The sequence below is a fragment of the Oligoflexus sp. genome, assembly GCF_035712445.1.
Lineage (GTDB): Bacteria > Bdellovibrionota_B > Oligoflexia > Oligoflexales > Oligoflexaceae > Oligoflexus.
The window spans coordinates 22,143-33,703 of record NZ_DASTAT010000022.1; the positions used below are offsets into that span (position 1 = coordinate 22,143).

The window sequence follows — 11,561 nt, forward strand, 5'->3', positions numbered from 1 at the left end:
GCCCCTTGACGGGCGACAGCCTCAAACCTCGGCCTCTTCGCGCGGCCAAGGGCAGCAGAGCTCCGGCAGGTACACCCATCCCTGTTCCAAAAAGAAGGCGTTATCCGGCTTCGATGTGAAACCGTAGAGTTCCAAAGCGGCAACTATAGCCGCGATGGCTGCGGAAAAACTTTCCACGCTGCTCGCGACTTCATCAATGTCGTCCTCTTCCAAAAAACCATGCTCGTGCAAGGCTTCCAGAAAAGCGGTGCGGCGATCCCGTCCGACTTCAAACGCACGATACTGATAGGCCAGTTCGCGATCGAGTCCAAGCTGATCGACAAGACAACTCACCGCATGCGGCACTGAAGTTTCCCACAGGCGAATCGGCCGCGGCAGACTGTTCAGACGCCGCTGCAGAGTCATGGCGCGAACCACGAGTGGTGCCTTGTTCGCGCTGTAGGTCGGTTCCTGAAGGGACGGTGCCCATTGGAACCATTCTTTGACATCCCAAATCCGCTGGGTCTGCGGATTCATCACACGTTTCCGTCGGCGTCCGGCGCCGCTCTCGGCGAGTTTCTGCATATAAGCCACCGCTATGTCCTCGCAGGCATTCACACCTGGGCACACAGGGCGGGTGCAGGCCACGCAGGGTGGAACAGTCAAAGGACTGTCGATCATCACCCGATCCGGTGCCTCCATTCGCAAAAAATCAAAGAGTCGATCGTCCGAAAACAGCCGATGGAGGGCTCCCATACGGTCCAAAACCGCGTTGATCTTTAGGTTGCCTTCCCATGGGCGACCTGTCATGATCACGACTGTTGTTTTGGTGGAGTTGGGCCCTGCAAGGTGTATCCCAGCTACTTTGACAGTTTTTTCTGCTTGCATAACAGGCCCCCAGCCTTGGCGCTACTGTTGAAAGATAAAGGTCGAGATTGTTATTTATGGGTATCCGTCGCCATCATTTCACCTGCCTTCTCCTGATTCTTGGGTCACTTGCCTTAGGGACGAATCACGGTTGGGCGCAAAACGCTGAGCCGGGCAAACAGGATTCTAGCGTACTCGTGAAGGCACAAGAAGAGTTTTCCCAAAGACGTTTCGTTGAAGCCTTGCAAATCTATCGCAGCTATCTGCGCGAGCATCCGGAAGATCAGGATACCTGGACACGATTCGCAGCCACCTACTATCACACAGGCCAGGCGCGTCAGGCACTGGATTATTTGCGGCGCTCGAAACCATCCAATCGCCTGCGTGGCTTTAATCTTTATTATCAGGCTCTGTGTTTCGATGCGACAGGGGATCGCATGCGCGCCAAACGTTATTTGGCGCGGGTCAGTAAATTGGACGAGCCTCTGGCCGAGGATGCGCTCTTCGAACTCGCCGCGATGGAATTTGAAGATGCCGATACCACCGCCGCACGGGCCGCGGCCGAAGAGTATATGAAACGCTTCCCACAAGGTCGCTTTCGCGCGCCTGTGGATTTGATTCTGAATCGCATGGCTGTGGCCGGTAAAATCGAAGTGCCGGGAACGCAGCATGCGCGTTATCGCACCAGCTTCTTCGAACAGCATCCGCTCTCGCTCCTCTCGGTTCCGCATTTTTGGTATTACCAGCTCGGTTATTACTACGAGCGCAGCGAGCGTTCGAATCCTGGTTACGAACGCGAAACGCCTGTCGTCAAAACCGGCATCGCTTCGGAAGCTTTTAAGATCGTCGCCAATGCCGGACTCGGGCTCGGGCCTTTCAAAGGCAACGGCACCGAAAGTTACGTGGGTTACATCTATGAGCAGGATTGGTTGAGCGATGGTGATCGGCTCAAGGTTTGGACCGAGGATCCAGGTGATGTGCAGTACTTTCCCTTCCGTCCGGATCTGATGGAGCGGCGTCATCGGTTGTTCGTCGAAACATCGGGACAGTCGGGCGACTTTCTCTTCGGTGTCTATGGTCACTGGCAGTTTTACCGCTCGGGCTCCGAATATTTTCCGGCGCCTGAACGTCCTGAAATTCGCCAGGCCTTTGATGTCGGCACGGAGAATCTGCTCGCGCCCTGGGTGGAATGGAGCTATCACCCCCAGCACAGCGCTCGCTTTTATCTCCTCTTCAGAAAGTATCTCGATCGGCGCGAAAGCGATTCCAGCTTCAAGACCTATAGCCTTTTCGGTTCGAGCATCGACCCCTTCGTCAGTGGAGCGCTGGAGCATAACAGCAACTTCCCGAAACTCTGGGGCATGAAGCTGACCGCCGAACTCTTCCAGCATCAGTACGCCTTCAACGACTTCTTTTACAGCTATACGAGCCGCGGGGTCGCCGGCCTCGTCCGCGTCAGCCCTTGGCCCTTCCTGCACCTCAGCGGGCGCGCTGCCTACTCGCAGGAGGACTATACCTATGACACGATCCAGAGTCTCGGCTGCGGCCGGACCGCTGGGACCGCGGCCGTCTGTCAAAGACTCGAAAAAACGATAAATTTCGGGGGTTCGGTCAGCTATATCAATAACAAGCAGCAGGCTCTCAGTTTGATAGGTCACTACCGCGACCACAAAAATGATACATTGAAGGTATACAATGAAAGCCGGTTCGATGTGCTCTTCCAGTTTACCCAGGCCTTCCCAACGCTGAATCAGGCCGGGCCGTACATCGAGCCGTTCCGCGGTATCGCTGACTCCAGGGGAGCCTACTGATGTCCATTGATGAAGCTTCGCTAGAATTGATCCAGGAATGCGTCCAACGCAAGTCGCCGGTATTTTTTTCGGCCAGCGAAGTGAACATCGTTTTCCAAACCCATATCATGGTGATCAAAAACCGCTCGATCGTCCTGGCGAATACCGTTCCGCCCGAACACATCACGGCGGTGGCGCAATCCCAGCAGTATTTTCTGAAGATCCATGCGGTCCGCTTCGTTTCGGATCGCATCACGACCGATGGCGTTCATATCCTTTTCCCACTGGAAGGCTTGCGCCTGATCGAAGACAGCCGCAGCGCCAAGCGTTTCATGTTTGATGCGAGCGAGCGCGTGGTGATGGAAGTGGTCAATCCCATTGACCAGGAAACCGTCCTGCGCAAAGCCATCCTCGATATGTCCACCACCGGGCTGTCCATCCGCACGCCCATGCAGTCCAAGCTCTATTCACCCGGCCAGCGCTTTGAGAAGATGAAAATCATCATGGATGGCAAGGTGTACAATGAAGTCGACGGCCACGTCGTCTATCAGCAGACCTTCCTGAATCAGAAGGGCAAGAGCTATTGCCAGGTGGGTTTCAAGTTCGATAACGCTCCCTGATCGCCAAGGCCAAGACACAGCATGCAAAAACTAAAGAAACATCAGAAAATTTACGTCAACCGTTCCCTGAATATGGCATCCATCAAGTCCATCGGCTTTGATATGGATCATACCCTCGTGCTTTATAACCGCGAGAATTTTGAAAACCTCGCCTTCCATGAAACCGTGAAAAAATTCGTGGCCAACGGTTATCCCGAGGAACTCCTGAAGCTCAAGTTCGATCCCGACTTCGTGATCCGGGGCCTTTTGGTCGATCGCGATCGCGGCAACCTCCTGAAAGTCGATTCCCATAAATATGTTAAGGTCGCGTTCCACGGTCATCGCAAACTCGATAAGCAGGAACGCTACGAACTCTACAACGCCAAGAGCTTCAAGGCTGACGATTACCTGACCGTCGACACCTTCTTCGCCCAGAGCGAAGTGCAGCTCTTCACCGAGATCGTCGACTACATGCGGCGGCATCCGGGCCAGATTCAAAAAAGCTATCGGCAGGTTTACTCCGATCTGCGCGAATGGATCGACCTCTCGCATCAGGATGGTTCGATCAAATCCCGCGTGCTCGCCGAGCCGGAAAAATATATCGACCGGGATAAAAACCTGGTGGAAACCCTGGTGAAGCTTCTGGATGGCGGCAAAAAACTGTTCGTGATCACCAACTCGGACTGGTCGTACACCAATGCGGTCATGACCTATCTGCTCGACGGCCTGCATCCCGACTTCCCGAGCTGGCGCGATTATTTCGAGCACATCATCGTGAGCGCGGGCAAGCCCAATTTCTTCACCGGCAGCAATCCCTTCTATGAGGTGGTGACCGAGAAGGAAGGGCTCCTGAAGCAGCATCGCGGCAGCTTCCTGCCGAAGCAGGTCTATCACGGCGGCAATGCCATCCTCTTTGAACGGCTGACCCAGCAGAAGGGTGATCAGATCCTTTACTGCGGTGATCACATCTACGGCGATATTCAGCGCTCCAAGGAGCTTTTCAACTGGCGGACCCTTCTGGTCGTCCAGGAGCTTGAGGATCAGCTGAGCAAGCAGGAAAAACTGCAGCCGGACTTCGAGCGCATCATGGAGACCATCCATCGCGAAGAGGAAATCCAGGACGAGGCGCAGTCCCTGCGCTCCGAAATCGGTAACCTTCAGCGTCGTCTGAAGATGGTCGGCAGCGATAAGCAGAAGGAAGTGAAGCAGCAGCAGAGGCTCAAGGATTACATCGAGCAGCTCGCTAAAAAAGAGCAGCAGCTTGAGGAAATCCATAAGCAGATCAAAATGCAGATTGAAGCGCGGGAAAAGGCCCTGCATCCCATCTGGGGTGAGCTGATGCGGACGAGCCTGGAGAAGAGCCGTTTTGCGAAGCAGGTCGAGTCCTACGCCTGCCTTTACACCAGTCGTGTGACCAGCCTGCGCTTTTATTCATGCAGCCAGAAATATCGCTCCTATCGCGATATGATGCCCCATGACATGTAAGCGGGAGTCAGAAGTTCCTGGAAGTGCTCGATGAGCATGACCATGGCCAGGGTATCGAGTTCACAGTAGCGCAAGAGACCCTGGCGCAGACTTTCAAACTCCAGATCGTTCATTTCACTGAACTGCATCCGGGCGAAAGCCATCATCGCCGCACCACCGTCGGCCACCTCATCCGCATCCGATAAAAACGTATCCAAAAGCTCGGGATCCACGTCCGTGAACAGCGGCGGCAGCTGCTTATAGGGATCCAGCAGACGGCCTGCAGCGTCCTTCTGCAGCCAGGTGTGGTTTTTGAAATTGCGGGACGCGATAACGCCGCCATAGATCGGCTGGCTGTATTTTTTCTGCAGGACCTGGGAATCCTCCAGGACCGCGGGCAAAACCTTTTTGATGCTGTTGGAACCCTTGGTCAGGGGATTGTAATAGGCCTTCTTCACGATCTCCAGAAGGTCGATCATGCAGCGCGCGCCGTGCCAGGAATCAGCGATTTTTTCCCCGGATTTGGTGATCGTGCGGATGAACTGCATCAGCTCATCCTTGTCCGCCTCCTGACTGTCCCGCAGCTGCTCGTGAATCGCGCAGAGTATCGTATTCTCATGATTGGAATAGCGAAAGATGCTGCCCTGGTCGCCCTCCAGTTCCTTTTTCAAAGCGCGGACGAATGCGAAGTTGGGAAACTCGCCTTTTTTCGCGTGCAGATATTCGCCGGCATGAATCACCTGGCCGTCTTCATGAATGATGTGATGCGAAAATTGAAAGGCGATCTGCTCATAAGGCCGGCGCCCTTCATGAAAGGGAATGGCCACCGCCGTGGTTTCAAAGTCGATGCAATGCAAGGGATACTTCCAGGCGTCCATCGCCTGCCGCAGGTACTCGTGATCCGCAAAGGCTTGACCTTCCACCTGCAGCCACTGCCTTTGCCCGGTCGTAAGTCCCTGATCGTCGCCGTCGATCTTCAGATCCTCCTCGGTGATCTCATGAAGCCAAAGGCGTCCTTCGGCGATCAGCCGATCAGCATCGCGATAGTTCCAAAGATCTATAACAAGGCGTCCCGGCTCCGGGTCTTTTTTCAGGCGGGCCTTCCAGCATTCATGAAAGCCGCTCTTGAGCCCCTTGCTGCCATCGCTCCTGTATTCGCAGGAACTGCAGGCCTTGCTGAGTTCCGCCTCCAGCTTGGTTTGCGATCGGTAGGCCGCAGCCCAGGCATCTGCTTTCTTTTGAAAGTCCGCATCCGCGAGGAGCCTCGTCACATGCTCGGACATGGATAGGGTATAAAGTATCTTCTGCCCGACATTCGCCAGCGAGGTTCCCTCAGCGACCTTGATTTTGTTGCGGCCGTTGCCTTTAGCGATCAGAAATCTTTGATTGAGTCCCGAAACGCTCGTCAGTTTGCTTTTATCGGCGAAGATCAAATGCGGAACGATTTTGTATGAAGGAAAGGCCTTTTGACAAACCATGGTTTGAAAAGCGATATCCTGGAAATAAGAATCCCACTTCGATTTCAGCTTATAGATATTCTTTTTCAAAAGGCGCTTATCGTAAAAGTCGTCTTCATCATCGGGATGAATCGACTTCGCTTTCACTTCATAGAGCCGCAGGGTCGAGCCGCTTTTCACCAACACATCCGCGCGAATCAAAAAGGGTCCGCTGCGAACAGCCGCTTCAAAAAGCGTCACCTCATCCTTCTCCAGGTGCTTTTCGGTTTCCGCCACGGCCGCATCCGGCGACAGGGATTCCACTTCAATTCCACCAGGGAAATAGATGCGCGCCAGCTCTCCGACCTGAAATCCGCCATAGGCCAGCGCCCGCAAAAAGGGGTCATCCAGGCTCCGGTTTTCATACACATCGGGCTGGGCGTGATAATAAAGTTTGGTGGGACATTCCAGGGCTTTTTTATGCAAGGACTTCGTGAAATAACGCTGCTTGGTCATGCGCGGAGCCACATATAAAAAGGTGAGAACGATTCTTTTTTCAGTGTAGCACTGCGCTATTGACGGGCCCTAAGGGTGGGCATAGAATGCCTACTGGGCCCCGATTTGGGCCTTTGTCCATTTTGGGAAGGAAGGTGAATACGTGCTCGTGCATCAACGCAGCGAAATCGAAAAAAGAACGGCCGCACCGGAGTATGTTCGCAGTGTGGCCACAGACATCATTCTCACTCTCATCACCTGCGGCCTATGGAATATTTGGGTTCAGGCGCGGCAGATGCGGGCCGTGAACTTCATGATCAATAAAGAGAAGTATAAATTTTGGATCTGGGCGGGACTGACTCTCATCACCTGCGGTCTCTGGCACATCTATCATGAATTCCGCTTGAGTCAGGATATTTCGCTGGCCATGGGCAAGGGGCCGTCGGACATCAGCCCGGTCGTGCATCTGCTCCTCTCCATTTTTGCGCTCAGCATTATCGCCGATGCTCTGCAGCAGGCGGAGATCAACAGCTACTTCGGCAGCCATGAACTCTAAGCGTGTGCTCGCGGGCAGCGGCCTCCTGCTCTTCTGGATCGGCATCGTCTCGGTCCACGATGTCCCTTTATCCACGCAGGGCTGGGCCTCTTTGGTTCCCTTGCGCTGCCCCCTCAGCTTTTTTTTCGATATCCAATGCCCCACCTGCGGTCTCGGTCGGTCCCTGGTCGCCGCCGCGCTGGGCCACGGACAGGAATCCTTCCGTTACCATCCTCTGGGTTTGCCACTCTTCTGGGGAAGCCAGGCTCTGCTTTTATGCTGGATGTTCTGGTCGCGTGGGTGGGAAAGAGTCCGGCGGTTCGGACAAACGTTCATCCGTAACCGGCCGGTGATTTGGGCTGTGATCGCGTTTTACACGATCTGGGGCTTTTGCTGGCGCGCGCCAGTCTAAAAAACCCTGTTCAGTTCCACGCGGAAACGTTCATCCTTCGCATCCAGTTTCACGCGTCCAAAATGCTTTTTAAAACGATAGGACTGGGCCGCGTCGCGTGGAATCTCGGTATCAAAGGCTTCCAAACGGCTGCAGTGAAGATGCGTGGCGGGACCATAGCTCGCGTTATAGGGGATATCAAAACGTATGACAGGTCCTTTCTCGCCTTCCTCCTGATAGTAGCCGATATAATTGTTGCGATTGCAGGTGAGGACAAGGCTCAGCGGCTGAAAGTCGAGCGTTGGCAGTTCGACGAGCACGGTTTTATTCTGAAAGAGCACCCAGGCCGGACGGCGACTTCGCTCGTAGCTTCCCTCGATGGAATTCGTCTCCTGATAGGAAGGCTTCAAGGTGAAGCTGGTTTTCAGGTATTCTCCGCGCGCCGCAGGATTTTCAATGCTGATACCATCGCAGACAAGGTTGGAGGCCGGCTTCATTTCAATCGGAAACGTTTTGTTCGTGACGAATTCGCGCAGCTGATCCCCGTCCAGGTAAAATTCCCAGCCGAAGCTGCGGAAATTTTCATAGCGGCAGGCGAGTTCCAGATTCAGCCAAGGTCCGCCCGTATCGTCCGATGAAGCGGACTTCATGACTTCATAGTCCGCGCCCAGATAATCCTTGAGCAGCTCATCGCTCAGGGTATCCAGACGCATCGAATAATCCTTCTCGCAGTAATGATAGGGACGCGAATCAAAAGCTTTCAGCTGATCATGCTGAATCTCGCAGCAGGACGCCAGATCATCCTCGCGCCACTGATGGCCGTCCCGTTCACAGGCTTTTTTCCCAAGGGAAACATCGACGGCGTAGTAAACGCGAAGGGCCAGCACATCCCAAAAGCTCAGCTCGGGCCTTTCCTTGCTCAGAAGAATCTGCAGATCGTTGGCACAGTAATTCATCACGGAATCCTTGTCATAAGGCGTGATGGGCAAGGCTCCTGCCTCACCAAGACCGGCGGACTGATCCTGGGCGCAGAACGAATCGATGCGGCTTTGCTCGTGCCTTAAACCCAGAGCATGACCAAACTCATGCAGCGCATCCTCTTCCACGCAGCGGATGATATCGTCCCCCGTGCAGCCATAGAATGAGGTGTCTTGAAAACTCAGATTCAGCTGCAGGCCATTCGGAACACCATCCAGCCTTGCACCAAACGCGAGCACCTGCCGCACATCGGTATCGGCTTGAAAGACGCGAATGCCTTTGCTTTCCGCAGTGCAGGTTTCCCAGCCGGTAAAATGAATGCCGGCCCTCGCGTACTCCTTGACCACGATGTCCTGGGCCGCTTTTTGAGCCGCAGCCGTGGCTTCCGTGGGATTTTCCCAGCAGACGGGAATGAAAGGACTCGGCCAGCGGTAGCTGAGACCATCGCTGATCGTGCCCTGAGTCGTCGATGGAGCAAGGCGTCCATCACACGAACTGGCCAGGCCGGCAAAACATAGCAAAACGAGGAGATGCTTCATGACCAATCCTTATGACAGTGAATGGTTGCCTGCGAAAAGCCTGCTTTGCAATTCCTGCAACCCATGCTAACTATGGCGTCTGGATCCTATATCATAATCAATATCCCTCGCAATGAAGCAGGACAGCATGAGCCCACTTCCTTATCCCCGATTCTGGCGCCTGGCTCTTTTGGGTAGTCTCCTTGGACCAGGTTTCGCGGTCGCTGAACCCGGGCCGACAGCGGCCGACAGCAGCTGGCAGGACCTTCAGCAGCAGCTCCGCAGCACACGGTCTTTCCGACTCGGTGCGCCCTTTAACGTACGTATTCTGGATGGGGGCGAACGCGTCCTTTATCAAAAAGCGATACCCCCTTCGACCGCGGCCGCGGTTTATGAATTCAATCGCATCACCGGCGTCGAAACCAAGGTTTTGGATGCTGAGATGTTGGGTGCGGGCGAAGGGCCTGTGTCCGCCGAAGAGAAAGCGCTGCGCGAACGCCTGCGTCTTCTGACCGGCGGCATCAGTTTTTATGACAATCATCCCAAAGGCGATTGGATACTGACGCCGGTCAAAGGCAAACTCTTCCTTTATGATCGCACGACGCAAAAATCCCGCGAGATCGGTGCAGGCAAAGGCCCTGCTTTCGGCCCTAAAATCTCGCCGGATCATAAGCAGGTGGCCTTCGTTCGCGCCAGCAATCTTTATGTGGCGCCTGTGAGCGGGGGTCCTGCTGTGGCTGTGACGCAAGGCGGCACCGAGGAAAAAAGTTTTGGCGTTGCCGAATTCATCGCGCAGGAGGAATTGAATCGGAAGGATGGCTTCTGGTGGTCACCCGACAGTCAAACTCTTTTGATGCAGGCCGTGGATCAAAGGCATGTCGAGCGCCTGTCCATCGCCGATCCCTTCCGTCCTGATGCCGAACCGCAAAGACCTTATTATCCGCGTCCGGGCAAGGCCAATGCCACCTTCCGCTTTGGTTTCGTTTCCGCCAAAGGCGGCAGGGTCACGTGGATTGATTTCGGCAAAGAGCCCTTTGAATATGTCGGGCCCGTGCAATGGAGCAAGCATGGCAAACCCAGTTTCCTTCTTCTGAATCGCCTGCAGAATGAAGCGCGCCTTGTAACCGCGGATCCCAAAACCGGGCGCACCGAAACGCTTATCAAGGAAACCGATGCGGCCTGGGTGGATATAGATCGCTCTGTTCCGCTCTGGTTGCCTGACAATCAAGGCTTTTTGTGGACCTCGGAAAGCTCGGGACCCAAGCGTTTGAATCTGCATGATGGCAAGGGTCAATTCATTCGCAATGTGAGTCCGGCCAACATTCAGGTCCGCAGTGTGCTGGGTGCCTCGAAGGATGGCAAGACCGTTTACTATGAAGGCGCCACCGACAGCATCGCCTCGGCCGTCTATGCTTCACAGATTGCCGATGGCACGACCCGCACGGTTCTAGCCCAGGACAATGGCAGCGTCGGCGTTTCCAGCAGTTTCAATGATCAGCTTTTCGCGGCACGCGTCACGACTCTGGACGGAGCGGATCGCACCGCGCTGCGCAGCTGGACGGATGACAAGGAGCAGGTGATTCCCTCGGCCGCTGCCGAACCCGTGATGAAAGCCAATGCCACCATCGTCCGCATAGGTCCCCAGGAGATTCGGACTGTCATCGTGCGTCCCAGCAATTTCAATCCGAAGAAAAAATATCCGGTGGTGGAACATGCCTATGGCGGCCCCAGTTCCCTCCAGGTCCGCGCCTCGGGTCGGGCCTACCTTGAAGACCAGGTGCTGGCCGATGCGCTGCAGGCTGTGGTGGTGCGTATGGATACCGCCGGCACACCGGATCGCGGTCGCGACTGGGAGCGGGCCATCTTTAAAAAATTCGGCTCGTTGCCTGTGAACGATCATGCCGAGACTCTGAAACTCCTCTGCGCAAAATATCCCGAGCTCGATGCGAATCGCATCGGCGTTTACGGCTGGTCCTATGGTGGATATTTCGCAGCCTACGCGGTGCTCGCGCGGCCGGATGTTTATAAAGCCGGTGTGGCCGGAGCGCCGCCTGTGGATTGGGTGGACTATGATACGGCTTATACCGAACGTTATCTCGGTCTTCCTGAAAAAGACCAGGAAGCCTATCAATCGAGTTCCATCCTCACGCTGCTGCAGCCTGAAAAACGCAGCAAAACCCCGAAGCCGCTCCTCGTGATTCATGGAACGGCCGATGATAACGTCTTCTTTTTCAATTCCATGAAATTGATCGACGCTCTGGAGCGAGCGGCCTGGCCTTATGAGTTCCTGCCCCTGATGGGCCAGACCCATATGGTGACCGATGCGGAATTGGATGCGCGACGCTTCGATCGCACCCTCAACTTTTTCCGTCAGCATCTCAATTCCACTCCTTAAATCCTGAATCTTTCCGGCCGAACATGCGGCCGGATTTTCCCGCCTTCGCTTAAAAACACTTACATATCAACATCTTACCGACTCTCTGCCCCGCAAGAATGATTCAAGGCCGCA

At 54.9% G+C, this 11,561-nt stretch carries 9 protein-coding genes; 6 read left to right on the forward strand and 3 right to left on the reverse strand.

All coding sequences use genetic code 11. The annotated features are described in order from the left end of the window. Positions 1–21: 21 nt before the first annotated feature. Positions 22–867, reverse strand: a complete 846-nt coding sequence (locus VFO10_RS04020; RefSeq protein WP_325137388.1) for a hypothetical protein — start codon at positions 865–867, stop codon at positions 22–24. Positions 868–1,043: 176 nt separating this feature from the next. Between VFO10_RS04020 and VFO10_RS04025 the strand changes: the two genes are divergently transcribed. The 3 genes from VFO10_RS04025 to VFO10_RS04035 are packed head-to-tail and all read left to right on the forward strand — an operon-like array spanning position 1,044 to position 4,720. Beyond that, a complete protein-coding gene (locus VFO10_RS04025) occupies positions 1,044–2,657 on the forward strand; it encodes a tetratricopeptide repeat protein (protein ID WP_325137389.1) in 1,614 nt (537 codons plus the stop codon). After that, on the forward strand, positions 2,657–3,256 hold the full coding sequence (locus tag VFO10_RS04030; protein ID WP_325137390.1) for a PilZ domain-containing protein: 600 nt from the start codon (positions 2,657–2,659) through the stop codon (positions 3,254–3,256). The genes VFO10_RS04025 and VFO10_RS04030 overlap by 1 nt, the downstream gene beginning before the upstream one ends. A gap of 21 nt (positions 3,257–3,277) precedes the next feature. Beyond that, entirely contained in the window at positions 3,278–4,720 is a 1,443-nt protein-coding gene (locus VFO10_RS04035) for an HAD-IG family 5'-nucleotidase (protein ID WP_325137391.1), read from the forward strand. On the opposite strand, the gene VFO10_RS04040 is transcribed toward VFO10_RS04035, so the two are convergent. Further along, a complete protein-coding gene (locus VFO10_RS04040; RefSeq protein WP_325137392.1) occupies positions 4,690–6,651 on the reverse strand; it encodes a DUF2779 domain-containing protein in 1,962 nt (653 codons plus the stop codon). The two genes, VFO10_RS04035 and VFO10_RS04040, sit on opposite strands and share 31 nt — an antisense overlap. Before the next feature lie 142 nt (positions 6,652–6,793). Between VFO10_RS04040 and VFO10_RS04045 the strand changes: the two genes are divergently transcribed. Both VFO10_RS04045 and VFO10_RS04050 read left to right on the forward strand, forming a co-directional pair. After that, a complete protein-coding gene (locus VFO10_RS04045; RefSeq protein ID WP_325137393.1) occupies positions 6,794–7,186 on the forward strand; it encodes a DUF4234 domain-containing protein in 393 nt (130 codons plus the stop codon). Then, on the forward strand, positions 7,176–7,577 hold the full coding sequence (locus VFO10_RS04050; protein WP_325137394.1) for a DUF2752 domain-containing protein: 402 nt from the start codon (positions 7,176–7,178) through the stop codon (positions 7,575–7,577). Before VFO10_RS04045 ends, VFO10_RS04050 begins: the two co-directional genes overlap by 11 nt. On the opposite strand, the gene VFO10_RS04055 is transcribed toward VFO10_RS04050, so the two are convergent. After that, positions 7,574–9,073: a M57 family metalloprotease gene (locus VFO10_RS04055; protein ID WP_325137395.1), complete on the reverse strand. Its 1,500-nt coding sequence runs from the start codon at positions 9,071–9,073 to the stop codon at positions 7,574–7,576. The genes VFO10_RS04050 and VFO10_RS04055 overlap by 4 nt on opposite strands. Before the next feature lie 127 nt (positions 9,074–9,200). Between VFO10_RS04055 and VFO10_RS04060 the strand changes: the two genes are divergently transcribed. Continuing rightward, positions 9,201–11,447 carry a S9 family peptidase gene (locus VFO10_RS04060; protein WP_325137396.1) on the forward strand — a complete coding sequence of 749 codons (2,247 nt, stop codon included), beginning with the start codon at positions 9,201–9,203 and terminating at the stop codon, positions 11,445–11,447. The last annotated feature ends 114 nt before the right edge of the window (positions 11,448–11,561 follow it).